At 59.4% G+C, this 24,802-nt stretch carries 23 protein-coding genes; 17 read left to right on the top strand and 6 right to left on the bottom strand.

All coding sequences use genetic code 11. The annotated features are described in order from the left end of the window. Positions 1 to 19: 19 nt before the first annotated feature. Entirely contained in the window at positions 20 to 1,012 is a 993-nt protein-coding gene (locus tag GQR90_RS11260; RefSeq protein ID WP_233266248.1) for a site-specific integrase, read from the bottom strand. A gap of 664 nt (positions 1,013 to 1,676) precedes the next feature. On the opposite strand from GQR90_RS11260, the gene urtA reads away from it, so the two are divergent. The 17 genes from urtA (at position 1,677) to GQR90_RS11175 (ending at position 18,417) form a co-directional block, all read left to right on the top strand. Then, complete coding sequence (gene urtA / locus GQR90_RS11255; protein ID WP_158775473.1) at positions 1,677 to 2,951, top strand: urea ABC transporter substrate-binding protein; 1,275 nt, start codon at positions 1,677 to 1,679, stop codon at positions 2,949 to 2,951. A gap of 128 nt (positions 2,952 to 3,079) precedes the next feature. Next, on the top strand, positions 3,080 to 4,747 hold the full coding sequence (gene urtB / locus GQR90_RS11250) for an urea ABC transporter permease subunit UrtB (RefSeq protein WP_158774190.1): 1,668 nt from the start codon (positions 3,080 to 3,082) through the stop codon (positions 4,745 to 4,747). Positions 4,748 to 4,750: 3 nt separating this feature from the next. After that, positions 4,751 to 5,926: an urea ABC transporter permease subunit UrtC gene (urtC, locus tag GQR90_RS11245; protein WP_158774189.1), complete on the top strand. Its 1,176-nt coding sequence runs from the start codon at positions 4,751 to 4,753 to the stop codon at positions 5,924 to 5,926. Further along, positions 5,923 to 6,747, top strand: a complete 825-nt coding sequence (gene urtD / locus GQR90_RS11240) for an urea ABC transporter ATP-binding protein UrtD (RefSeq protein WP_158774188.1) — start codon at positions 5,923 to 5,925, stop codon at positions 6,745 to 6,747. The genes urtC and urtD overlap by 4 nt, the downstream gene beginning before the upstream one ends. 50 nt (positions 6,748 to 6,797) lie before the next feature. Continuing rightward, on the top strand, positions 6,798 to 7,529 hold the full coding sequence (urtE, locus tag GQR90_RS11235) for an urea ABC transporter ATP-binding subunit UrtE (protein ID WP_158775472.1): 732 nt from the start codon (positions 6,798 to 6,800) through the stop codon (positions 7,527 to 7,529). Then, a complete protein-coding gene (locus GQR90_RS11230) occupies positions 7,526 to 8,443 on the top strand; it encodes an urease accessory protein UreD (RefSeq protein WP_158774187.1) in 918 nt (305 codons plus the stop codon). Before urtE ends, GQR90_RS11230 begins: the two co-directional genes overlap by 4 nt. Before the next feature lie 64 nt (positions 8,444 to 8,507). Beyond that, on the top strand, positions 8,508 to 8,810 hold the full coding sequence (gene ureA / locus GQR90_RS11225) for an urease subunit gamma (protein WP_136938553.1): 303 nt from the start codon (positions 8,508 to 8,510) through the stop codon (positions 8,808 to 8,810). Positions 8,811 to 8,821: 11 nt separating this feature from the next. Further along, a complete protein-coding gene (locus tag GQR90_RS11220; RefSeq protein WP_158775471.1) occupies positions 8,822 to 9,196 on the top strand; it encodes an urease subunit beta in 375 nt (124 codons plus the stop codon). A 36-nt stretch (positions 9,197 to 9,232) separates the two neighbouring features. Continuing rightward, a complete protein-coding gene (gene ureC, locus GQR90_RS11215; protein ID WP_158774186.1) occupies positions 9,233 to 10,936 on the top strand; it encodes an urease subunit alpha in 1,704 nt (567 codons plus the stop codon). 22 nt (positions 10,937 to 10,958) lie between these two features. Further along, positions 10,959 to 11,501 (top strand): urease accessory protein UreE, encoded by a 543-nt coding sequence (gene ureE, locus GQR90_RS11210; protein WP_158774185.1) that lies wholly within the window; start codon positions 10,959 to 10,961, stop codon positions 11,499 to 11,501. Next, positions 11,491 to 12,192, top strand: coding sequence for an urease accessory UreF family protein (locus tag GQR90_RS11205; RefSeq protein WP_158775470.1), 702 nt, complete (start codon positions 11,491 to 11,493; stop codon positions 12,190 to 12,192). The genes ureE and GQR90_RS11205 overlap by 11 nt, the downstream gene beginning before the upstream one ends. Before the next feature lie 81 nt (positions 12,193 to 12,273). Further along, positions 12,274 to 12,912 carry an urease accessory protein UreG gene (gene ureG, locus GQR90_RS11200; RefSeq protein ID WP_158774184.1) on the top strand — a complete coding sequence of 213 codons (639 nt, stop codon included), beginning with the start codon at positions 12,274 to 12,276 and terminating at the stop codon, positions 12,910 to 12,912. A gap of 85 nt (positions 12,913 to 12,997) precedes the next feature. Beyond that, positions 12,998 to 13,582, top strand: a complete 585-nt coding sequence (locus GQR90_RS11195; RefSeq protein ID WP_158774183.1) for a HupE/UreJ family protein — start codon at positions 12,998 to 13,000, stop codon at positions 13,580 to 13,582. A gap of 318 nt (positions 13,583 to 13,900) precedes the next feature. Further along, positions 13,901 to 15,157, top strand: a complete 1,257-nt coding sequence (gene zigA, locus GQR90_RS11190) for a zinc metallochaperone GTPase ZigA (protein ID WP_158774182.1) — start codon at positions 13,901 to 13,903, stop codon at positions 15,155 to 15,157. A gap of 372 nt (positions 15,158 to 15,529) precedes the next feature. After that, complete coding sequence (locus GQR90_RS11185) at positions 15,530 to 16,504, top strand: TRAP transporter substrate-binding protein (RefSeq protein WP_158774181.1); 975 nt, start codon at positions 15,530 to 15,532, stop codon at positions 16,502 to 16,504. Between the two features lie 3 nt (positions 16,505 to 16,507). Next, the gene (locus GQR90_RS11180; RefSeq protein WP_199269416.1) at positions 16,508 to 17,137 is read left to right on the top strand and encodes a TRAP transporter small permease; all 630 of its coding nucleotides are present in this window, start codon (positions 16,508 to 16,510) and stop codon (positions 17,135 to 17,137) included. After that, positions 17,134 to 18,417, top strand: a complete 1,284-nt coding sequence (locus GQR90_RS11175; protein ID WP_158774180.1) for a TRAP transporter large permease — start codon at positions 17,134 to 17,136, stop codon at positions 18,415 to 18,417. Before GQR90_RS11180 ends, GQR90_RS11175 begins: the two co-directional genes overlap by 4 nt. Before the next feature lie 344 nt (positions 18,418 to 18,761). Here the strand turns inward: GQR90_RS11175 and GQR90_RS11170 are convergent, their stop codons facing one another. The 5 genes from GQR90_RS11170 to GQR90_RS11150 form a co-directional block, all read right to left on the bottom strand. Then, the gene (locus GQR90_RS11170) at positions 18,762 to 19,655 is read right to left on the bottom strand and encodes a nicotinamidase (RefSeq protein WP_199269415.1); all 894 of its coding nucleotides are present in this window, start codon (positions 19,653 to 19,655) and stop codon (positions 18,762 to 18,764) included. Between the two features lie 305 nt (positions 19,656 to 19,960). Then, a complete protein-coding gene (locus GQR90_RS11165) occupies positions 19,961 to 21,541 on the bottom strand; it encodes an aldehyde dehydrogenase (NADP(+)) (RefSeq protein ID WP_158774179.1) in 1,581 nt (526 codons plus the stop codon). 76 nt (positions 21,542 to 21,617) lie between these two features. Next, positions 21,618 to 22,637 carry an amidohydrolase family protein gene (locus tag GQR90_RS11160; RefSeq protein WP_158774178.1) on the bottom strand — a complete coding sequence of 340 codons (1,020 nt, stop codon included), beginning with the start codon at positions 22,635 to 22,637 and terminating at the stop codon, positions 21,618 to 21,620. 59 nt (positions 22,638 to 22,696) lie between these two features. Further along, positions 22,697 to 23,632: a YncE family protein gene (locus GQR90_RS11155; protein ID WP_158774177.1), complete on the bottom strand. Its 936-nt coding sequence runs from the start codon at positions 23,630 to 23,632 to the stop codon at positions 22,697 to 22,699. Between the two features lie 87 nt (positions 23,633 to 23,719). After that, positions 23,720 to 24,754, bottom strand: a complete 1,035-nt coding sequence (locus tag GQR90_RS11150; RefSeq protein ID WP_158774176.1) for a TRAP transporter substrate-binding protein — start codon at positions 24,752 to 24,754, stop codon at positions 23,720 to 23,722. Positions 24,755 to 24,802 lie beyond the last annotated feature (48 nt).

The raw sequence follows: 24,802 nt of genomic DNA, 5'->3' as shown, positions 1-24,802 counted from the left end.
CCTTTCTGAGTCCGAGCTATCAAAAGATGTCGTTGCCCGGGTCATGCATGTCATCCGCCATGCGGATGTAGCGTTCGAAGGTTTTCTGGTCACGATGTCCGCTGATGCGTTTTATCTGTTGGTCGCTCTTGCCACGGAGATGCGCTTCGGTAATGAAGCCAGCACGGAAGCTGTGGGTGGTAAATCTCTCTGCAGTGAGGTTGGCACGCTGTAACGCCTTTTTGAGCAGGTTACTGAAGGTGACGGGGTGCATTCTGCCAGCCCCCACTCGATCAGCCTGATCGATGGATCGATACAGGGCGCCTCGACGAATGCCACTCCATGCAAGCCAGGCCTCCAGGAGTGTCACTGGGCAGCAACGATCGCCCGCAGGATTACGGGGAAGCGTCTTCTGCTCGATCCGTCCGCTTTGATTGGTTTTGCTGTGGCGCAACGTGATCACGATACCGCCATCACGCCACTCGATATCCTCCCTGTAGAGTGCGACGACCTCACTGGAGCGAAACGCGCCGTAGAAACACAGGCAGAACATGCTGGCATTACGTAAATCTCTGGGCTCATCAAGATCCAGAGTATTTAGCAGCTGTTGCAAATGATGGAGTCGCAACGCGGGCGCCTGACGTTGTCGTCCATCACTCTTGCGATGAATCCCCTTCAATACACCTTTCACTTCCAGGCTAAGGGTGGGTGAGGGCAACTGCATGTAAACATGCCAGGTGCCCAGCGAGCTGGCATGGCGGGAGATCGTGGCAGGCTTACGCCCTTTGGCATACATTTCAGCGAGATAATTGGCGACTTGTTGTGCAGTGGCGGGGAGTGAGTAGCCGGCTTTCAGGAAGCCTCGGATATCAGATCGGAATGCCAGAATCGTGTTCTTGGCCATGCTGTCAGACAGTAATCGTCTGGCAGCGCGTGACAACTCCATATCCTCTGTCAGCGCGTGACTCTCTTCCTTTCCAGACCATGACGACATATCGGTTGGCAGGCCTCCGACCTTCTCGTTATGCGACATGATCACCCCCTTGAGAGGTCATTGAGTCGGAGGAAGGGGCAGACCCTAAGGGAGTGTGTGTGGCGTCGGCAGGGGAAAGAACGCATGGCAGTGGGGGAATCATGAAGTACCTCGATTAGCAGACAGTATCTGACGCCAGTTCGCTGACGTCTCTTGTCCTGCGGAGTCGCTCGCAGTCAACTCGTACGCTATCGAGCTTCGTGAATCTGGGAAGTCGATCTTCAGCGGCCCGATGGCCGCAATCCTCCAGTCTATATATCAGGCGCCGCTATTCTCTGAGGAGAGCGAGAAATGCAGATGCGGGAAGTATCCCCAGTATGAAATATCGCCTGTGATCAATATGTCGCTAGCTAGGAATGCACCAGTAAGCGACAAAATAAAGAGAAAAAAAGGCTTTCAACTCGCTATGTAGCAGAGCACAGACTAAGAAAATTGTGAAAGCTCACTGAATTGGTGCGCGTTTAAAAAGAAGCTGTTTTGTCATGCGCTTTTTTGGTGCGCCCGGGGTGTTTGGTTATCTAACTAAAAGTAGTGACAGCAGTGGAATGTACTAAGCAGGTCAGTGCTACGGCATTGATTGGCATATCAATTGCACCAGCACAGGAGGGATAACAAGTACAACAAGAAACGAGGGAATGTCGTGAACAAGAAAATTGCTGCCGCAATGCTGACCGCCTGTGTCGGTTTCTCGCTTGCCACCATTGCTCAAGCGGAAGAGGGGCCGATCAAGGTCGGGATTCTGCACTCACTCTCCGGCACCATGGCGATCAGCGAATCGACGCTGAAAGACACCATGCTGATGTTGATCAAGAAGCAGAACGACGCGGGAGGACTGCTGGGCCGCAAGCTTGAGCCCGTCGTGGTCGACCCCGCCTCCAACTGGCCACTGTTTGCCGAGAAGGCACGAGAGCTGCTGGCCCAGGACAAGGTCGACGTGATCTTCGGCAACTGGACCTCGGTGTCACGCAAGTCCGTGCTGCCAGTCATCGAAGAGCTCAATGGCCTGCTGTTCTATCCGGTGCAGTATGAGGGCGAGGAATCCTCCGAGAACGTCTTCTACACCGGCGCCGCGCCCAATCAGCAGGCCATTCCGGCAGTGGATTATCTGATGAACGATGTCGGCGTGAAACGCTGGGTGCTGGCCGGGACCGACTACGTCTATCCGCGTACCACCAACAAGATTCTCGCCGCCTATCTCAAGTCTCACGGCGTGGCCGATGAGGACGTGATGGTCAACTACACCCCGTTCGGTCACTCCGACTGGCAGTCCATCGTGTCTGACATCAAATCCTTCGGCAGCACTGGCAAGAAAACGGCTGTCGTCTCGACCATCAATGGCGATGCCAATGTGCCGTTCTATCGTGAGCTGGCCAATCAGGGCATCAAGGCCGAGGACATCCCGGTCGTCGCCTTCTCGGTGGGCGAACAGGAGCTTTCCGGTATCGATACCGCGCCGCTGGTCGGACATCTCGCGGCCTGGAACTACTTCATGAGCGTGGACAGCGACGCCAACTACGATTTCATCGATGAGTGGATCGCCTACACCGGCAAGGACGATGCCGTCACCAATGACCCGATGGAAGCCCATTACATCGGCTTCAACATGTGGATGGAAGCCGTGCGCAAGGCGGGTAGCGTCGAGGTCGATGCGGTCAAGGACGCCATCATCGGCGTTTCGGTACCCAATCTGACTGGTGGCTACGCCACCATGATGCCCAATCATCACATCACCAAGCCGGTACTGATCGGCGAGATTCAGGACAATGGCCAGTTCTCCGTTGTCTGGCAGACACCCTCCACCGTGGCTGGCGATGCCTGGTCGGATTATCTGGAAGGTTCGAAGGACTTGATCAGTGACTGGCGCAAGCCGATGGAATGCGGCAATTACAATGTCGTGACCCATTCCTGTGGTGCGAAGGAGAGCGCCACAGCGCAATAGCATTCATGCGATGGCCTGCGTTGTCAGCTTGTCGGCAGCGCAGGCCATCTCCGTGATCTCTCGCGCTCGGCAGTCAGGCAGTGACGCCTCTGACGGTTGATGCGCTCACCATGGATGGCCCCATCTTGATGTCTATCTCCCTCAATGGAAAACACCGCTGGCTCTGGCAGATGCTGCTGGTCTGCCTGCTGTCATTCCCCCTGTTTGCGGCGGCTGAACCTGAGGCCTTGGCCAAGTCAGATACCTCGGCTCAGCCGCCAGTGCGTGGCGACGACAATGCCGCCCAATCCCTGCTGACACGACTCGCCGAGGCTTCCAATGTCGGCAAGGCCGCTGTCATCGATGAGATCGCCCTGAGTGGCGACAGCCGTGCGCGCGGTTGGCTCGAGGCATTTGCCGCCAACAAGCTGGCACGGCGCAAGGAGGGCGATCGCTTTTTGATCGTCGACAACAACCGTGGGCGTGACTGGGCGGTCTCCGATGCGCTGAGCGGCGACTCCGCCGGCAAGATCTCGCGCCGCGAGATCGATACGCTGCGCATCAACAATTCCCTGCGCGGTCATGTCGATGGTGTGCTGTCGATGATCGATCTCACCTCCGACAATGAGTCGGTTCGTCTACAGGCGGCACGAGGACTGCGGGGCAGTGTCACTGACGCCATGACGGACAAGCTGGGCCCCCTGATCGAGCGCGAGGAGAATGAAAGCGTTCGCGGGGCATTGGAAGAAGCACTGGCGATCCAGCAGCTGGAGGCCCGTGGCGACATGGCCGCGCTGGAGCGTCTCTCCGGAAGTCTCAACAGCGCGGCCATCGCGGCGCTCAACGGTGCCGCCGCCAGTGATGACCCTGAACTGGCCGAGGCAGCCACCTCGGCATTGGCAGGTATCCAGCAGAAGCTCAAGCTCAACCGCGGGTTCGAGACCCTGTACTTCGGCCTGTCACTGGGTTCTGTGCTGGTGCTGGCGGCGATAGGTCTGGCGATCACCTTTGGTGTCATGGGCGTGATCAACATGGCGCATGGCGAACTGATCATGCTCGGCGCCTATACCACCTGGGGCATGCAGCAACTGCTGCCGGGCCAACCTGGGCTGGCGCTGTTGCTGTCGATTCCTGCGGGTTTCCTGGTCGCGGCGGCAGTCGGCGTCATCATCGAGCGCAGTGTCATCCAGCACCTCAAGGGACGTCCGCTGGAAACGCTGCTGGCGACCTTCGGCATCAGCCTGATCCTGCAGCAGCTGGTGCGCACCACCATCTCGCCCTTGAATCGCATCGTGGTCACGCCTGAATGGATGAGCGGCTCGCTGATGGTCAACGAGGCGCTGTCACTGACGCTCAACCGTCTCTACATCATCGGCTTCGCGCTGGTCGTGTTCGCCAGCCTGATGCTGATCATGCGGCGTACCCGTCTCGGGCTCGAGGTGCGGGCGGTGACACAGAACCGTGCCATGGCGCGCTCGATGGGCATCAAGGCGACGCGTGTCGACATCATGACCTTCGCCCTGGGCTCCGGCGTCGCCGGACTCGCCGGTGTCGCGCTCTCGCAGATCACCAACGTCGGTCCGAACCTGGGCCAGAACTACATCATCGATTCCTTCATGGTCGTGGTGTTCGGCGGGGTGGGCAATCTGTGGGGCACGCTGGTGGCGGGTATGTCACTGGGGCTTCTCAACCAGTTCTTGGAGCCCTGGGCGGGCGCGGTACTGGCCAAGATCGTGGTGCTGGTGTTCATCATCCTGTTCATTCAAAAGCGCCCGCGGGGACTCTTCCCGCAAAAGGGCCGCGCCGCGGAGGGTTGATCCATGCCTGATTCACGTTCATGGCTGGTGCGCCCCTTCACGGAGCGTTCCACTCAGATCTTTCTTGCGGTGCTCTTCACCTCGGTGATCGCGGTGACGCTGTCGCATGTGCTGTTGCCGGAGAGCCATCCGCTGCACGTCAGTACCTTCACCGTCACGCTGTTGGGCAAGTACCTGTGCTACGCACTGCTGGCGGTGGCGGTGGATCTCGTCTGGGGGTATCTGGGCATTCTGAGCCTGGGGCACGGTGCCTTCTTCGCGCTGGGGGGCTATGCCATGGGCATGTACCTGATGCGCCAGGTGGGCGACCGCGGCGTGTATGGCAATCCTGAGTTACCGGACTTCATGGTCTTTCTCAACTGGCAGGAGCTGCCGTGGTTCTGGCACGGCTTTGACATGCCCGGCTTCGCCTTCCTGATGGTACTGCTGGTGCCTGGCCTGCTGGCGCTGGTGTTCGGGTTCCTCGCCTTCCGCTCCCGCGTCACGGGGGTCTATCTCTCCATCATCACCCAGGCGCTGACCTTCGCCTTGATGCTGGCGTTCTTCAGAAACGAGATGGGCTTTGGCGGCAACAACGGCCTGACTGACTTCAAGGACATGCTGGGCTTTGACCTGCGTACCGACAGCGTGCGCATTGCCCTGTTCATTGCCAGCGGCGTCGCACTGGCGCTGGGGTATCTGCTGTGTCGCGGCATCGTTGGCTCCAAGCTGGGCCGCTTGAGCATCGCCTGTCGAGATGCCGAGGCGCGCACGCGCTTTCTGGGCTATCGCGTCGAACGTGTCCAGCTGTTCATCTTCGTGGTGTCCGCGATGCTGGCGGGTGTGGCGGGTGCGCTGTATGTGCCGCAGGTGGGCATCATCAATCCCGGCGAGTTCTCGCCGCTGTTTTCCATCGAGGTGGTGGTATGGGTGGCACTGGGTGGCCGCGCGACGCTTTACGGTGCCGTGCTGGGCGCGCTGATCGTCAACTACGCCAAGACGGTATTCACCGGCATCATGCCGGATGCCTGGCTGTTCGCCCTCGGCGGGCTGTTCGTGCTGGTCACCGTGCTGCTGCCCAAGGGCATCGCCGGACTCTTCAGCCAGTGGGGGCATCGCCAGACGAGCGCTGACGACACTCATGACACGTCCCGTAACGCTGCGAAGATCAATGAGACAACCGGGGAGAGCCCCGCATGAGCCTGCTGAGAGAAATGGCGACGCGTGATCGAGTCTTCGATTTTCTGACGCCGCGCGTCTCGCCGGTCGACGTGACTCACGGGCCGATCCTCTACATGGAAGATGTCTGCGTCAGCTTCGATGGCTTCAAGGCGATCAACAATCTCAATCTGACCATCGATGACGGTGAGCTGCGCTGCATCATCGGCCCCAATGGCGCCGGCAAGACCACCATGATGGACATCATCACCGGCAAGACACGCCCCGACAGCGGCTCGGTGTGGTTCGGCAGCCGCCATGACCTGCTGCACATGAGTGAGCCGGAGATCGCGACGCTGGGCATCGGTCGCAAGTTCCAGAAGCCCACCGTCTTCGAGGCGCTCAGCGTGTTCGAGAATCTTGAGCTGGCAATGGCGACTGACAAGCGCATCTTTCCGACGCTGACCGCACGCATGACCGGCGAGACTCGTGATCGTATCGATGAAGTCCTGCAGACGATCCATCTCGGCCAGTGGCGGGAGCGCCCGGCGGGCATTCTCTCCCACGGCCAGAAGCAATGGCTGGAGATCGGCATGCTGCTGATGCAGAAGCCGCGCCTGCTGCTGGTCGATGAGCCGGTGGCGGGCATGACCGAACAGGAGATGGAGCGCACTGCGGAGCTGCTGACCAGTCTGGCAGGGCGTCAGTCGGTGGTGGTGGTCGAGCATGACATGGGCTTCGTGCGCTCGATAGCGCGCAAGGTAACGGTGCTGCATCAGGGCGCAGTGTTGGCGGAAGGCAGCATGGATGCAGTCTCGACGGACCCGAAAGTCGTCGAAGTCTATCTGGGAGAAAGTGACTGATGACGCAAGCGCTGAATATCAATGCACGGGTGCCGGATGCCGAGCCGCCGCTGCTGACCATCGACACGCTCAACCAGTTCTATGGGGAAAGCCATACGCTGTGGGACCTGACGCTGGAGATTCCTGCTGGCCAATGCACCTGCGTGATGGGCCGCAACGGCGTCGGCAAGACGACGTTGATGAAGTGCATCATGGGCGAGGAGGTCGTACGTGACGGCGCCTTGCACTACCTCGCGGGCGACGAGGCCCAGAAGAGCACGGTAGAGAAGAGTCTCGACCTGACACGCCGCAAGCTGGAAGACCGCGCACGTCTGGGAATCGGCTATGTGCCCCAGGGACGTCAGATCTTCCCGCTGATGACGGTGGAAGAGAACCTGCGCACGGGGCTTGCTGTGCGTCGCGATGGCCTGCGCCAGATACCCGAACGCATCTATGAGTTGTTCCCGGTACTCAAGGAGATGCGTCATCGCCGCGGGGGGGATCTATCCGGCGGTCAGCAGCAGCAGCTGGCGATTGGCCGTGCCCTGGTGATCGAGCCGCGCCTGTTGATTCTCGATGAGCCGGGTGAGGGCATTCAGCCCAATATCGTCGCTCAGATCGGTGAGGTCATTCGTCGCCTGATCAAGGAGGACGGCCTGACGGTTCTGCTGGTCGAGCAGAAGCTGCCGTTTGCACGCAAGTATGCGGACCGCTTCGTGATCATGGATCGCGGTCGTCGTGTCGCTGAAGGCGAGATCGCGGGTCTCTCCGATGAACTCATCAAACAGCATCTGACCGTATGACGATTCACACCGCCATCCCCGTGACCCCGCCCGGTGATGAGGTGAACGCCTCCGGCCACCGCTTCGATCATCAGCGTCAGTGGGAAGCCGCGCTTTCCTTGCGCTTCGAGGCCGATAGCCGTGATGGCGCAGTGCCCATTACGCGACTGACACGCCGGCGCCATCACGGCCCCTTGCGTGTGCAGCGGCCCTTCTATCCCGAAGGGCGGCACGGTTGTTGCCATGTCTACCTGTTGCATCCGCCCGGGGGGCTGGTCAGCGGCGATGCACTGCAGATCACTGCCGAGGTGGCGTCAGGCGCGCATGTACTGCTGACCACGCCCGCCGCCGCCAAGCTCTACAAGGCGGATCGCAATGGCGTGGCCTGGGGGCAGCATACGCATCTGACGGTCGCCGAGGGTGCGACCCTGGAATGGCTGCCACAGGAAACATTGGCCTTTGACGGATCACGCGGCGAGCAGACCACCACGATCGCGCTTGCCGGCCGCGCCCGCTGTCTCGGGTGGGAAGTGCTGGCGCTGGGGCGGCCGGTTGGCGCACTGCCGTTCATCAGTGGCCATCTTGAACAGCGCTTTCGTCTGACACGCGACGGCAAGCCGTTATGGATCGAACGCCAGTCGCTGGACCCGTTGCATCCGCGCTTCATCGGCACCTGGGGGCAGGGAGGCTGCAGTGTGCAGGCCACGCTGTGGGCCGTGGGACTGGAGGATGAGCCGGCTGCCATCGAGGCGTTGCGCGAAGGGCTTGCCCCATCCCCTCACTGGGCCGTGACACGCCGCAATGGAGTGGTGCTGTTGCGCTATCTGGGCCACGAACGCAACGACGCCTGGGCACTGTGCCAGCAGGCCTGGCAGATTCTGCGCCCACTCATGACAGGGATTGCCGCCCATGTGCCACGCATCTGGCTGACCTGACGGCTATGAACTTCGTCGAGACACGACGTCTTGATGCATCAATGAACATCACAAGAGCAATGACATGGAACTGACGCCCAGAGACAAGGACAAGCTGCTGCTGTTTACCGCCGCGCTGTTGGCGGAACGTCGCAAGGCCAAGGGCCTCAAGCTCAATTATCCGGAATCCATTGCGCTGATCAGCGCCGAGATTCTGGAAGGGGCCCGTGAAGGCTTGAGCGTGGCCGAATTGATGGGGCGTGGGGCCGAGGTGCTGACCCGTGACGATGTCATGGACGGCATCGCCGAGATGATCCCCGAGGTGCAGGTCGAGGCGACCTTCCCGGACGGCACCAAGCTGGTGACCGTTCACAACCCCATCGTGTGAGGCCAACAATGATGATTCCCGGGGAATATCAGATTGCAGAGGGTGACATCGCGCTGTGCGAAGACCGCCCGCGTACCACGCTCTCGGTGGGTAACGGCGGCGACCGACCGATCCAGATCGGTTCGCACTACCACTTTGCCGAAGCCAATCCGGCGCTTGAGTTCGATCGTGATCTCGCGCTGGGGCAGCGGCTGGACATCGCGGCGGGCACGGCGATTCGCTTTGAGCCGGGTCAGTCTCGCAGTGTCACGCTGATTCCCTTCGCGGGCAGTCGCCACATCTATGGCTTCCGTGGCGAGGTGATGGGGGCGCTGAAGACAGATCCGCCTGAGACAGATCCGCCTGAGTCAGGCCCGCTCAAGGACGACAGTGATGCTCCGCTCTGACGTAAACGCTCACCCTCCCGGATCGCGAGGCAGGACATGAAAATAACGCGACAGGCCTATGCCGATATGTATGGCCCGACCACTGGTGACCGCGTGCGTCTCGGTGATACAGAGCTTTGGATCGAGGTGGAGAAGGATTTCACCCACTACGGCGAAGAGGTCAAGTTCGGTGGGGGCAAGGTCATCCGCGATGGCATGGGCCAGAGCCAGCGCGCCGACGACAGTGTGATGGATACCGTGATCACCAATGCGCTGATTCTGGACTGGTGGGGCATCGTCAAAGCGGATGTCGGCTTGCAGAGGGGGCGCATCGCGGCCATCGGCAAGGCTGGCAACCCGGACACCCAGCCCGACGTGGACATCGTGATTGGCCCGGGCACTGAGATCATCGCTGGGGAAGGCAAGATTCTGACGGCTGGCGGGGTCGACCCGCACATTCATTTCATCTGCCCGCAGCAGGTGGAGGAAGCACTGATGAGCGGTATCACCACGATGCTCGGCGGCGGCACCGGGCCGGCGACCGGTACCAACGCCACCACCTGCACGCCGGGGCCCTGGCATATCGGCAAGATGCTGCAGGCAGTGGATAGCCTGCCGATGAACATCGGCTTGCTCGGCAAGGGCAATGCCTCGCTGCCTGAGGCGTTGGAACAGCAGATCGAGGCGGGTGTGATCGGCCTCAAGTTGCACGAAGACTGGGGCACGTCGCCAGCTTCCATCGACAATTGTCTCACCGTGGCCGAGGCCTATGATGTGCAGGTCGCGATACATACCGACACCCTGAATGAATCCGGCTTCGTCGAAGATACTCTGGCGGCCTTCAAGGACCGCTGCATTCATACCTTCCACACCGAAGGTGCGGGCGGCGGCCATGCCCCGGACATCATTACCGCCTGCTCGCGCCCTAACGTGTTGCCGTCGTCCACCAACCCGACGCGCCCCTACACCGTCAATACGGTGGATGAGCATCTCGACATGCTGATGGTCTGCCACCACCTGGACCCGAGCATTCCTGAGGATGTCGCCTTTGCCGATTCGCGCATTCGTCGCGAGACGATCGCGGCCGAGGACATCCTGCATGATCTGGGTGTCATCTCGATGATGTCGTCCGACTCCCAGGCGATGGGGAGAGTGGGCGAGGTGATCTGCCGTACCTGGCAGACCGCTCACAAGATGCGCGTGCAACGTGGTCTGCTGCCGGAAGACGTTGAGCGTGGTACCGATAACTTTCGTGCCCGGCGTTACATCGCCAAGTACACCATCAACTCCGCCATCACGCATGGCATCGCCCACGAGGTCGGCTCGATAGAAGTCGGCAAACTGGCGGACCTGGTGCTGTGGTCACCGGCCTTCTTTGGCGTCAAACCCGCCTGCATTCTCAAAGGGGGCATGATCGCCGCCGCGCCGATGGGCGACCCGAATGCCTCCATCCCCACGCCGCAGCCGGTGCATTATCGGCCGATGTTCGGCGCGTTCGGCAAGGCAGCCAGTGCCACGCGACTGACCTTCGTCAGTCAGGCGGCGCTTGATGCCGGCGTCGGTGTCACGCTCGGGCTCGATAGCCCGCTGTCGGCCTGTCGCAACGTGCGCCAGGTGCGCAAGTGCGACATGAAGCTCAACGACGCCTGCCCCGAACTCAAGGTCGATCCCCAGACCTACGAAGTGTTTGCCGACGGTGAGTTGTTGACCTGTGAGCCTGCCACGGTGTTGCCACTGGCTCAACGCTATCACCTGTTTTGATTCCCTATTCGAGATGGCCGACATGATTGAACTGACACAACGACTGGCGCTTTCGACCGATGATGGAGCGAGCGCTCACTCCGGCGTCCACGTTCTGGATACACTGACCCTGCCACTGGAACTGCGCATTCGTGGCCGCCTCAAGGCCACGACAGACGGTGGGCGCGACGTTGGCCTGTTTCTGGACCGCGGCCCCGTACTGCGTGAGGGGGATCGCCTGTCCTCCAGCAAGGGTGAGGTGATCCGGATTCAGGCCGCGCCTGAACCGGTAGTGACTGCCTACATCGCCTCGGGCCTGCCAATGGCGGCGCTCTGCTATCACCTGGGCAATCGTCATGTGCAACTGGCACTCGGCGTTCAGGAGGCTGGGACCGAGAGCGAGCTCGGCTGGGTGCGCTTCCCACCGGATCATGTATTGGAGGCATTGGCCATGCGCCTTGGTGCGTCGCTTGAGCATCACGAGGCACCGTTTGATCCCGAACCGGGTGCCTATGCTCAGGCCGGTCATGCTCATTCCCACGCTCACGACCATGACCATGACCATAGCCACGCCCATGAGCACTGATGCCGCGGCGGGGCTTCCTGCTCAGGAGGATCTGGCGCTGCTGGGGCTCTTGCAGCTGGTGAGTCCTGCTCTGCCCATCGGTGCCTTTGCCTGGTCCCAGGGGCTGGAAAGTGCCTTTGAACTGGGGTGGGTCACCCATGAGCAAGAGCTGGGCGAGTGGATTGACGGCGTGCTGGAAGACGGGCTCGGCCGCTGCGAACTTCCGCTGTTGGTACGCTTGCAGCAGGCGTGGGCTGCGCAGGATGGCGAGGCTCTGGCCGAGTGGGATGGCTGGCTCAAGGCGACACGCGAAACTGCTGAACTCAGTGATGAAGACGCGCGCCTGGGGGCGGCACTGCTGCGACTGCTCAGAAGTCTCGAGCTTGAACCGCCAGTAGCGCTGATGCCCCAGGCGCCGGGCTACGTGACGGTGTTCGCCTGGGTGGCACATCAGCGTGGGGTGCCACCGCGTCAGACCTTGATCGGCTTTGCGTGGGCGTGGCTCGAGAATCAGCTGGCGGTGGCCTGCAAGGCCATGCCGCTGGGACATACCGCCGCGCAGCGCTTGACCGAGCAGCTGCGTCCCCGCGTGGTGGAGGTCGTGGCGCAGTCACTGCAGCGAACGGATACCGAGCTTGGCCCTATATTGCCGGGATTGGCACTCGCTTCCGCCCAGCACGAAACACAATATTCACGTCTGTTCAGGAGTTGAACGACTGCCGCTTGTCTTGAGGCGGCTGCGCCTGAACCGACCGACATGAACGTCCGATATCTCATGAGAAGGGAAGTTGCCATGAAGCATTGTCTACGCGTAGGAGTGGGAGGGCCGGTAGGCTCCGGCAAGACGGCGTTGTTGCGCCAGCTGTGTCTGGCCCTGCGCGACCATTACGACATCGGGGTTGTCACTAATGACATCTACACCCGCGAAGATGCCGACTTCCTGTTGCGTCACGAAGCGCTGGCGGCGGACCGCATTCTCGGCGTCGAAACCGGCGGCTGCCCGCATACTGCGATTCGAGAGGATGCCTCGATGAACCTGGCGGCCATCGATGATCTGCAGGCGCGTCACCCGAACATGGAGCTGGTACTGGTGGAATCCGGCGGTGACAACCTGTCCGCCACCTTCAGCCCGGAGCTTTCCGATCTCACCCTCTATGTGATCGATGTCTCTGCGGGCGACAAGATTCCGCGCAAGGGTGGGCCGGGCATCACCAAGTCAGATCTGTTGATCATCAACAAGATCGATATCGCCGAGTATGTGCACGCCTCGCTTGAGGTGATGGACCGTGACTCGCGCAAGATGCGCGGCGAGCGTCCTTTCGTGTTCGCCAATCTGTATGACGGGGTCGGCGTGGAGGAGATCATCACCTTCATCCTTGACCGCGGCATGCTGCCGGAACGGCGCCCCGAAAAGCTGTCGGCCGAGGCTTGATCACAGGCCTGTATCGCTCGCCACTTTTTCGTTTTTTGCTCTGAGCTTTCTTGACCCAACGACAACATAATCTTGAGGCTGATACATGAAGCGTTCCTGTTCTTTACTGCTGATGTCCTCCCTGCTGTTGGTCGCCACCTCTGCTTCCGCTCATCCAGGACACGAGACCCAAGGCCTGCTGGCGGGGTTGACGCATCCGTTCACCGGGCTGGATCACCTGATGGCCATGCTCGCCATCGGTGTCTGGAGTGCTCGACAGTCCAATAGCCTCAAGACACTGACACCGTTGTTGATGGTGATCGGCATGCTGGGAGGCGCAGGTATTGCCCTGCTCAGTGGTGGGCTTGCCAGTCATGCCGTCATAGCGGAGCAGGGTATCCTGATGTCGGTACTGATTGCCGGAGGCCTGATTGCGCTGCTGATGCGCTTGCCGACCCTGGCGGGCGCCATCATGGTCGCCGGTTTCATGGCCTGCCACGGCTTCGCTCATGCGCTGGAAATGCCAGCGGCTGGTAGCGCCATTGGCTACATGGCGGGCTTCGTGGTCGCGACGCTGGCCTTGGCATTGCTGGGTCGTGTCGCGGGCCAGCGCCTGATGCATGTGCCAGCCATCGCTTCACGCCTGGTGGGCGGAGCGGTGATGGCATCCGCCGTGATGATGGCTGTCTAGGAAGACTTCTGGTTGAGCGAATTCATGACGATGACATGAGTTCTCACATTGGATTCATTGCCACTATCGACGCCCTGCTGACCTGTCAGCGGGGCGTTTTTGGTCTTCTCGTGGAAGGGGACAAGGGATTGCCTTATAGAAATGTTATAACGTATCATTTCGGGGTCGGGTGGATGATGGCGCATTCCTCGACCTGCCGCGCAATCGTGCTTGCTGATGCAAGTCTTCTGATAAGGGCGCTTTGAGACAAGCTCTTATGGACGTCATGCAGCACCTGATTCGGCGTGATGCTCCCTCATGAATTCAAGGCAAAGACTGATGACAACCCTGCAATCGACTTCCTCCCCTGACAGGCCCGCTTCACTGCCTTCTGCTCTGCCAGTCACTGTGCTATCCGGCTTTCTGGGCGCTGGCAAGACGACCCTGTTGAACCATATTCTCGGTAACCGTGAAGGGCGCCGGGTGGCGGTGATCGTCAACGACATGAGTGAGGTCAACATCGATGCCGCCTTGGTCCGTGGAGTGCCTGGCGGTGCCAACGAGGTGACACTCAATCGCGCGGAGGAGCAGCTGGTCGAGATGAGCAATGGTTGCATCTGCTGCACCCTGCGTGAGGATCTCCTCATCGAGGTACGGCGGCTGGCGGAAGAAGGGCGTTTTGATACCTTGGTCATCGAGTCCACGGGCATCTCCGAGCCGCTGCCGGTGGCGGAGACCTTCACCTTCGAGGACGAGGATGGCCAGAGTCTGTCGGATGTCGCCCGACTCGACACCATGGTGACCGTGGTCGACGGCGCCAACTTCCTTGAGCAATATCGCGAGGCACAGTCGCTGGCCGAGGCCGGTGAGAGCCTTGGAGAAGACGATGAGCGCAACGTCGCGGACCTGCTGGTCGATCAAATCGAGTTCTGTGATGTGCTGTTGATCAGCAAGGCGGATCTGCTTGACGCGACTCAGGTGGCAGAACTGACGGCCGTCTTGCACTCACTCAACCCCGAGGCCGAGATTCTGTCCATGGCGCATGGTTCGGTCCCGCTGGAGAAGGTGCTGGATACGGGGCGCTTCAGCTTTGATCGTGCTCAGCAGGCACCTGGCTGGCTGAAGGAGCTACGTGGCGAGCACATGCCGGAAACCGAAGAGTACGGTATCTCCAGCTTCGCGTATCTTGCGCGCAAGCCCTTCGATCCGCAGAAGTTCTTCACCTTGCTGCACGGTGACTGGTTCGGTGGCAAGTTGCTGCGCTCCAAGGGCTTCTTCTGGTTGGCCACGCGTCCGCAGTATGCCGGGCAGTGGAGCCAAGCCGGTGGCATCGCCCACTATGGATTCGGGGGCATGTTCTGGAAGGCGGTACCTAAGGTGGAGTGGCCGGAAGACCCCGAATATCTGGAATCGATTCAAGAAAAGTGGCAAGAACCCTTCGGTGACATGCGCCAGGAGCTGGTCTTCATTGGCCAGAATCTGGATGAAGCCCGTATCCGCCAGGCGCTGGACGAATGTCTACTCGATGACGCCACGCTGCTGGCGGGCAAGGAAGCCTGGCGCGTCCTGCCGGATCCGTTCCCTGCCTGGGAGTGACGCGCTCTTTTGAGATGAAACGTGCCCTGGCAGCTCTCGCTGGCAGGGCACGTTTCATCTCAGGAGCGCGTGGCTGGACATTGAGTAGAGTCGCATCTCTTTCGTGGTTTGCTTTGCAGTCCAGATGTTGCTGGATGGCTCCTTTTCTCTCGTATTTCCTAGACAAAGGTCTATTTTTCATCGTATCAGGTTGGTCTTTTGCGGCAACTACGGCTAAGTTCTGTGCTATCTGGTCTGCTTTGCAATCCACTTGAGGTGCCTGTCTCGCGAGTCATCGCCGAGTGACCTCGAGGGACAAGTCGGGAGAATAAACCCGAAGTGAGGCCCAGATGCGTGCATGCCAATAATCATAACAAGCCAAGGGAAACAACCATGAAGCGAGTCATGCTTGCCGCCGCCATCTTAACCGCCGCATTCGGTACTACCGCGGCCCACGCTGAAAAGATCGTCTTTGCCATCGGAGGGAATCCCAACAGTCTGCAAGGTCAGACAGCACAACATTTTGCCGATAGCCTGCAGGCGAAGTTGGGCGACGCGCATCAGGTGGAGTACTACCACAGTGGGCAGCTGGGGGATGAACGTCAACTGATCCAGAAGCTGCGTCTCGGTACCATTGATCTAGCGGCCATCTCCTCGGTGATGTCTTCCGTGTCTCCCAGTTTTGCGTTGTTCGACATGCCATTTCTGGTCAAGGACCGTGAGCACCTCAAGCGTATCGATGATGCCATCGTGATGACGGATCTGGCAGAAGACGCCAAGTCCAAAGGACTCAAGCTGATATCTACCTGGGAAAACGGCTTTCGTCAGATTACCAACAATGAACACCCGGTTGTCGTGCCTGAGGATCTGGAGGGCCTTAAGTTGAGGACGCCCCAAAGCGAATGGCGCACTGGCATGTTCAAGACATGGGGAGCCAACCCCACTCCGATGGCGTTCTCGGAAGTGTTCGTGGGCTTGCAGACCGGGGTGGTCGATGGTCAGGAAAACCCGTTGTCCAACATCGATGGTGCCAAGTTCCAGGAGGTGCAGAAGTACCTGTCACTCTCCAATCATGTCTATTCGCCGATCTGGCTGACCAGTAGTCAGGCCGGTTGGAGCAAGATGCCCCAGGATGTGAAGGCGGCGATTGCTGAGGTTTCCGTCGAGACCCAGAGCTGGGCCTTCGCCAAGGGTGCTGAGCTTGATGACAAGCTGTTGGCGAGCCTGAAAGCGGGCGGCATGGAGGTCAATCAAGTTGATCGCGCCGCTTTCGTGAAGGCGAGTGCGCCGGTCTATCAGGCGTTCTCCGACAAGGTCGACGGTGGCCAAGAACTTGTCGATCGGGCAATGGCACTGGCCGAGGAGTAAGTCATGAGCTCGCATTCGCATGCGGCCAAGGCAACCTTCCCCACCGATGGTGGGGAAGGACAGTTGCCCATGGCAGAGACAACCTATCTCGATCGTTTCAATCGTGTCGTGGAACGCTGTCTTGAGTGCTTTACCGTCAGCTTATTGTTGTCGCTGACATTGATCGTGTTGGTCGCGGTGGCCCTGCGCACCTTTGGGGGTTCGTTGCCCTGGTACGATGAAGTGGCATCGATCAATCTGGCGTGGCTCAGCTTCTATGGTGCCTGCCTTGCAGCGCTCAAACGTTCGCATATGGGGTTTCCGGGACTTGTCACCAAGGCACCAGTCGCCTTGCGTAGTGTGATCTTTGTTATCTCAGAGCTAATCGTGGTGACTTTCTTTGCCGTCGTCGGCTGGTTTGGCTATCAGGTGCTGGATGTCCTTGCCTGGGATTCTCTGATCGCATTGCCGAGCATAGGCTTGAATGTGACCCAATCGGTCATTCCTCTCAGTGCTGCACTCTTCATCCTATGTGAGCTTCTGAGCATGCCGCAGGCGTGGCGAAAGATGTGCCACGGAATCGACAGTGAAGAAGAAGCGATCGCGGAAGCCATCCGCTTGGCCGAAGAAGACCTCAAGGAGCACCGCTCATGACGCTGCTGATCATTATTGCGGCCCTGTTCGCGTTGGTGCTGATCAACGTGCCCATCGCGATTGCCATCGGTACCGTGGGGGTCGTGGGAGTGGTGATCTTCATGGGCGTGGATGCCTTGGTGAATGTGCCGCTGACGCTCTTCAATGGGGCTACCAAGTTTCCGTTGATCGCCATTCCGCTGTTCATCCTCGCCGGTGCGCTGATGAATACTTCCGGCATCTCCATGCGATTGATCAACCTGGTCACCGCCATGGTGGGCTTCGTGCGTGGTGGGTTGGCGATGGTCAATGTCGGGGTGTCATTGTTCTTCGCCGAGATATCAGGCTCTGCCGTTGCCGATGTGGCAGCGACGGGTTCGATACTTATTCCCGAGATGAAGAAGCGCAATTACACGCCAGAGTTTTCAGCGGCCATCACATCGTCATCCGCGTCATTGGCGATCATCATTCCGCCATCGCTCTCGATGATTCTCTACGGTGCGATCGCGGATACCTCCATCGTCAAGCTGTTCGTGGCGGGCATCATTCCGGGCCTGTTGGGGGCCTTCGGGCTTGCAGCACTCTGCTACTACTACGCTCGCAAGTACGATATGCCGTGTGAAGCTGCCTTCTCGCTGTCGACGCTAGGCAAGGCGTTCCGCGAGGCCTTCTGGGCATTGACGCTACCGGTCATCATCCTGGGTGGTATCTTCGGTGGATTCGTGACCGCCACGGAAGGCGCGGGAATCGCTGTACTGGCGGCACTGGTCATTGGAGGGCTGGTCTATCGTGAATTGAATCTTCAGGTACTCTATCGCGCAGTAATCGATGGCGTGATCCAGACCTCTGTCGTCATGTTGCTGGTTGCGACATCCGCGGTGCTGGGGCTGTTTCTAACCGAGATGCAACTGCCACAGCAGCTGGCGCAAGAGATTACCTCGCTGACGACTGATCCTGTCGCGGTATTGGCGTTGCTCAATATCCTGTTGTTGTTACTCGGCATGTTCCTGCACGGCGCAGCGGCCATCATTCTGGTGGTCCCGATCGTGATGCCGCTGATCCAGCAGATCGGGATCGACCCCATCCACTTCGGCCTGATTCTCACGCTCAACCTGGCCATCGGTCAGCAGACACCCCCCGTTGCCTCGGTACTGGCAACCTCCTGCTCCATTGCCAGAACGGACATGTGGGAAACCACCAAGGTCAATCTGCCGATGATCTTCGTGCTCTTCCTGGTGTTGATGCTGGTGACCTATGTGCCGGCGATCCCCATGAGCTTGGTGCATCACTTCTATGGCTGATTTCCTTTGCCACCTCGTGAGCAGGCTCTTGCTATCAGGCTCCTGTTATCAGAGTGAAGAGGTGCATGAAGTGCACGTGGCCCTAGCGGGCCAAACGGGAATAGGATTGTTACGAGGCATTATCCTCGCGACATGTTGGAGGATATGAGGATGATTGATCGGAATCCTCTTCGATAGGGGGCGGATAGTCGCTTGATACAAAAGATGCTTGAAGCTGGGTCAGATGTTTCCCGGCTTCAAGCATCCATTACCTGGCGAATCAAACCTTCTACTTTATCGGTCAGTATTTCATGAGCTCATCAGGCCAGCATGGCTGAGGTTCCAAATGGTGATGTCAGCTGATGTCAGCTGATGTCATTGGACGTGATGCGCTCTACGCCAGCCTCCTTCATTGCTTGCCAGGCCCCAGCCATTGACCCATCCAGGTCGATACCCTTGCAGGCATCCTCTATGACCGAGACGGTAAAGCCTTCGGATGCAGCATGTTGGGCCGACCAGCTGACACAGAAATCCGTGGCCAGTCCGCAGACAAAGATATTGCGCAAGCCGCGTTCCTTGAGATAGCCAGTCAACCCCGTCTTTGTTGTTCCATCCGCCTCAACAAAGGTTGAGTAGCTATCGACTTCATCGTGATATCCCTTGCGAATGATCAACTGTGCATGGGAGATATCCAGACCATCAGCCAACTGGGCATCCTTCGTACCCTGAACACAGTGATCGGGCCACAGCATCTGCTTGCCGTAGGGTAATTCAATCGTATCGAATGGTGATTTTCCTTCATGACTGGAAGCGAAGGAGGCATGGCCAGGTGTATGCCAGTCTTGGGTAAAGATGACATTTTCAAATTTCTTGCCCAGCATATTGATGATGGGAATGATTTGATCGCCTTCGGATACTGGCAGTGAACCGCCCGGCAAGAAGCAATTCTGGACGTCGATGACTACGAGCACTGAGTCCTTGCCTGGGGATGTTCCAGATGCGAGCGCCATGCGTAATTCAAAAGGAAGCATCAATACCGCTGCACCAGCACCGGCATATTTCAGGAAACGACGTCTATCGACCGGTTTTTCCCCGTTGTTGTTTGGACTTTTCATCGGGATTTTTCTCATGGTTATTATTAGGGTTGAGAGGTGTTCAACCTTTACACCATATCCAGATAGAGCATCCCGTCCAATAATACTTTCATGCGTATATTTATAGAGGCTTGTCCCTTGTCTTCCTGTAGCAGGCTTGTTCATGTCTCACAGGGGTAGACAGGACGATTGCTGCTTCGCGCCAAGGTTCAGAAGACATCTCCCGGATCAGTAGCATTTCCAACACTTCGATTTTCTCAGACTGTGCCATTCCGGCAGATATTCCTGGTGCCATGCTGTCCACGAAGTCGAGATACTAGTCATGGTTGAGATGATGTACTGGTCCCGACATGAAAGAGCCGCCTTGAGGCGGCTCTTTTGGTCAGGCCAGAATTTGACAGGAATCAATCATATTGAAGCCAGTTACCCACTCAATATGAGGTTCTATCGACCGAGGAACTGGCGACATATCAAGCTTCGCGCTTGCCATCCACCAAGCGGCTGATGCCTTCTGCTGGCGCATGCTTGAGCTCTGGTGGGAGCAGCGCATCCGGCAGATCCTGATAGCAGACCGGACGCAGGAAGCGGTGAATGGCCGCAGTGCCTACCGAGGTGGTTCGGCTATCGGAGGTTGAAGGCCACGGACCGCCGTGGACCATGGCGTCACAGACTTCGACACCTGTTGGCCAGCCATTCACCAGGATGCGCCCGGCACGACGTTCCAGCACCGGTATCAGATGACGGGCAGCAACGTGGTCGGCCTCATTCATGTGCAGTGTCGCGGTCAGCTGGCCTTCGAGGCCAGAACAGACCTTCTTGAGTTGCTCGAGATCATCGCACTCGATGATCAACGAGCTTGAGCCGAAGACTTCTGCCTGCATGGCCTCATTGGCAAGAAAGTCACTGGCATGTGTGCTGAATAGCTGGGTCTGGCAGGGACTGGCGATGGGGGAATCGCATTGGCCGCTGGCCAGACAGGTGATGCCTTGCTGATCGGAGAGGCTTTCGACCCCTTGGGCATAGGCCTTATGAATGCCCGGTGTGAGCATGGTCTGCACCGGGCTGGCGTGAACGGCGGGGATGGCGGCCTGCTTGAAGCGTTCCAGCGCGTCACCCTTCACCGCCAACACCAGGCCCGGATTGGTGCAGAACTGACCCGCCCCCATGTTCAGCGAGGCGACGAAGGCGCTACCCAGTGACTCGGCACTGGCCTCAAGGGCGGCCGGCATCAAGATGACGGGATTGATACTGCTCATCTCGGCGTAGACAGGGATAGGCTGCGGACGCGCCTGTGCCAGTGCCAGGAGGGCAGTTCCGCCACTGCGTGAGCCGGTAAAGCCGACGGCCTGGATCTCGGGATGCTTGACCAGCGCCTGGCCGACTTCATTGCCCGGGCCGAACAGCAACGAGAAGACGCCTTCTGGCATGTCGCAACGCTTGGCTGCGCGCGCCACAGCCTGGCCGACCAGTTCCGAGGTGCCCGGGTGCGCCGAGTGGCCCTTGACGACGACCGGACACCCAGCGGCAAGCGCAGAGGCGGTATCGCCACCGGCGACCGAGAAGGCCAGCGGGAAATTGCTGGCCCCAAAGACCGCGACGGGGCCCAGCGGAATCTGACGCTGACGCAGATCAGCTCGCGGCAGTGGCGCGCGCTCCGGCAGGGCAGGATCGATACGTACATCCTGCCATTCTCCCCGGCGCAGCACCTTGGCAAACAGTTTGAGCTGCCCGCAGGTACGGCCGCGCTCACCGTTCAGGCGTGCCTCGGGCAGGCCGGTTTCCTGCATCGCGCGTTGGGTCAGGGTATCGCCCAGCGCCTCGATTTCCTCGGTGATGGTCTCGAGGAAAGCGGCTCTCTCTTCAGGCGTCGTGGCGCGATAGACATCAAACGCCTGGCCCGCCAACTGGCAGGCGTCTTCCATATCGCTGGCATTGGCGCCCGGGTAGCCGGGTTCGAGCCTTTCTCCCGTGGCCGGGTTGACTGCATAGATGGGATCGCCAGTGGCGACGAAGCTGCGTTGTCCGATGAGCTGATGGCCGTTGAGTGACATGGTGCCTCCTGAGGGATACGAGTGTGGTTGAGTGAAAAGCAATGAAAGCGGCTAACCAGCGGCGCCCGGGATGGGGTCAACGGGTAGCCAGGGCATCAAGCGGTAACCGATACCAATGAATGGCGTTGTCATGCAGTACCTTGTCGAGCGTGGACTGGCGGCTCTCGGTTGGCTGTGTCTGCTGAATGGCGCCGGTCACCAGTGCCAGCCAGTCGCCATAGCTGACCTTGAGCCCTGAAACCGGGAAATTGCTGGCAAACAGGCAGCGCGTGGGACCAAAGATCTCCAGCGCCTCACAGAGAAGTGCCAGATTGGCATTCGCGTCCCAGTCATGCCAGGGCGTGCCAAGCTCGGAAAGCTTGATGGCGACCTGCGAGTTCTCGCTCAATGCGTGCATGCCTGCCCGCCACTGAGCCAGTCCTTCGCGTGAGCGGTCCCACGGCAGCCCGGTGTGATTGAGAATGACGCGCAAGTCGGAAAAGCTCTGAAGCGTTACGGCGGCGTCTTCCAGATGCCAGGCCGGTACACGCAAGTCCCAGCTCAGATCACGCTCCTGAAGCAGTGCAAGCCCTTCGCACCAGCGTGAATCCTGAAGGCTACCCGCAGTGCCGATGATCGAGTGATGCATCGCGGGGGTTGCCGCAGTGACAGGCTTGGCGCGAACGCCCCTGAATAGCGCCGACTCACATTGAGCGTCGAGCTGTGCGGCGCACTCGTCAGTGCCAAAGGCGGCCCAGCCAACATGCGCCGCAGGCAGACCATGAATGGCTGCTTGCTCGGCAATCCAGCGCGTCTCTTTCTCAGCCTGGGGACGTGACGCCTCTGCTTCACAGTGCACGCTGCCTGCCAGGCGATAGCCTGCGGGGATCAAGCGCTTGAGATTCGCGACCCGAAAGGGCTGGCGAATCGCCGCATAGTCGCCGAGAAAGAAGTTCTCCACCGGCGAGTCTTCCAGCCAGGGATACGCCACCTGACCATCCAGCGCCCAGAGATGATGGTGCGCATCGATCAGCGGCTGTGCGCTCGATGGCTCGTCTTTCCTCTCAGAGACGGGCGAAGACTCGTGCCGGTTGGTGTGCTTTGCGTTATCCGTCATGGCAGGCTCGCGTCGTGGAAAACAGGAACTGGGTCGGACCGGTCGGTAATGGCGTCGGCTCAGTGCTCGCGTACCAGCAGGCACGACACATCCGGCTCGGCGCGGGTGGTGAAACTGCGGCGCACCTGACCGCTCTCCAGATCCAGCACCGCGATGCGATCCCCCTTGAGCGAGACGAAGGCCTGCTCACCATCCGGATGGAAACTCATGGCGATCGGAATGGCCTCGAGCTGGATGGTACCCAGAGGCGCCAGCGCTTCATCGAAGAGAGACAGTGAGCTTTCGCCGTAGTTGGTGGTGATCAAGCGACCCTTGGGGTCTCGGTAGATACGGTTGGGATCACGTCCGGTGGTTGCCGAGGCGCGAACCGTCATCGATTCGGTATCCACCGCCACGATGCTGTCGTCATCACGGTTGCTGATGAACAGAGTGCGTCCATCGGCAGAGAGGCTGTTGCCCTCGGGTTTGCGGCCCGGAATCATCGCGAGGGGGGTGAAGGTGGCATCATGCGGCTTGAACTTGGTGATGGTGTTGCTGAGCAGGTTGATGCCATAGGCCCAGTCGCCGGTGCTGGTCAGTGCGAACAAGTGAGTCTTGTAGCCTCCGGAAGAGACGGCCAGGTCCGGCGTGGACTGTGTCAGGGGCGTATTGAACAGCAGCAGAGTGTTATGACCTTCGCTCATCGCGTACAGACGATCTTGATCATCGATGCCTAGCCCATGGATGCGGTAGTACGGCCAGGTGCTGAGGGTATTGACCAGCGCAAAGGTCTCGAGATCCACCACGAAGACTGAGCAGCCGCCCTGATCACCGATGCAGTCGGCACCGAGAATGCCGTAATGGCCCACGAAGGCGTAACGGCCCGTGGAGTCCACCACGAACTCATGCGGGTAATCCGGCAGTCGCAGATGGTGGAGTTCTTCACCACTGGTGGCATCGAACAGGCTCAGGGTATGAGCGCATTTCTGGTTGAGCAGCAGGACATCTCGAGACATGACATTTCTCCAATCAGCGAGGGTGTCGTCAGGGGCTTGTGCCCTCGCTGGGGTGACAGGTAGGTAAATTGAAAAAGGACTGATGCGTTACTGAGTCACGGCAGCTGTGGTCTTGTCCTTGTGCCCAGCCTTGGCGGACGTCACGTCATGCTCGACACTCTGGATGGCATCGATCCAATCGCGTCCGTTGGCGGCGATATAACTGTCCCAGGTTGGCAGCACGATTTTCTGGAAGGCGGCAGTATCGACGTCGGTCTCGATCTTCATGCCTTTCTTGGCCAGTTCAGACAGAATCGTCTTCTCGTTCTTTTCGTTCAGGTCCCGCTGGTACTGTCCGGCCTCGCGTGCTGCTTTTATCAATACCTGCTGGTATTCCGGCGACAGGCTTTCGAACTTGTCATCGTTCATCACCAACAGCAGTGACGTGTAGGCCTGATTGGTCAGTGACAGATAGTCCTGAACTTCATAGAAGCCAGCAGACCAGACGATGCTGATGGGATGATCCTGTGCATCGACGGTGCCCGTTTCCAGTGCGGTATAAAGCTCGCCCAGCGGCATCGGTACCGGATTGGCTCCCAGCAACGAGAAGGCTTCGATCAGTGACTTGTTGGAATTGGTACGCATGACGAGGCCATCGACATCCGCCGGTGTCTTGATCGGATGCTTGGAGTTGGTCATCGCGCGAAAGCCCACCTCCCAGAAGGCCAGGCCCTTGAGGTTGTCTTGCTTGAGCAGTGCCAACGCATCGTCGCCGACCTTGCCATCCAGTACCTGGTAGGCCTCGTCGCGGTTGGCAAAGATGTAGGGAAGATCAAAGGCGCCGAGCGCCGGCTGCAGGCCCGCGAAGTTGGGATTGCCGGACATCTCGATATCGATGGTGCCGCTGCGTACACCTGCGATCATCTGCTGGTCACCTCCGAGCACACCATTACCGAAGATGTTGATAGTGATCTCGCCATCAGTCCCTTCCCTCACCAGTTCGGCAAATCGCTCTGCTGCCTGTTGCTGGGTATCGGTGGTCGGGGCGGCATGAGCCATCTTGAGAACGGTCGCCGCGTGTGCGGCGCTCAGTGGGGCAAGCAACAGTAGGCTGGCGAGTGAGATCTTGGTCACGGGAGTCATGGGAAGGTGCTCTTGTTGTCGTTGGCGTTTTTGTTGGCGTTATCTTTG

Origin of the sequence: Cobetia sp. L2A1 (assembly GCF_009796845.1) — a bacterium.
GTDB lineage: Bacteria > Pseudomonadota > Gammaproteobacteria > Pseudomonadales > Halomonadaceae > Cobetia.
The sequence above is the reverse complement of the archived record's forward strand: the minus strand, read 5'-3'. Positions and strand labels throughout refer to the sequence as shown.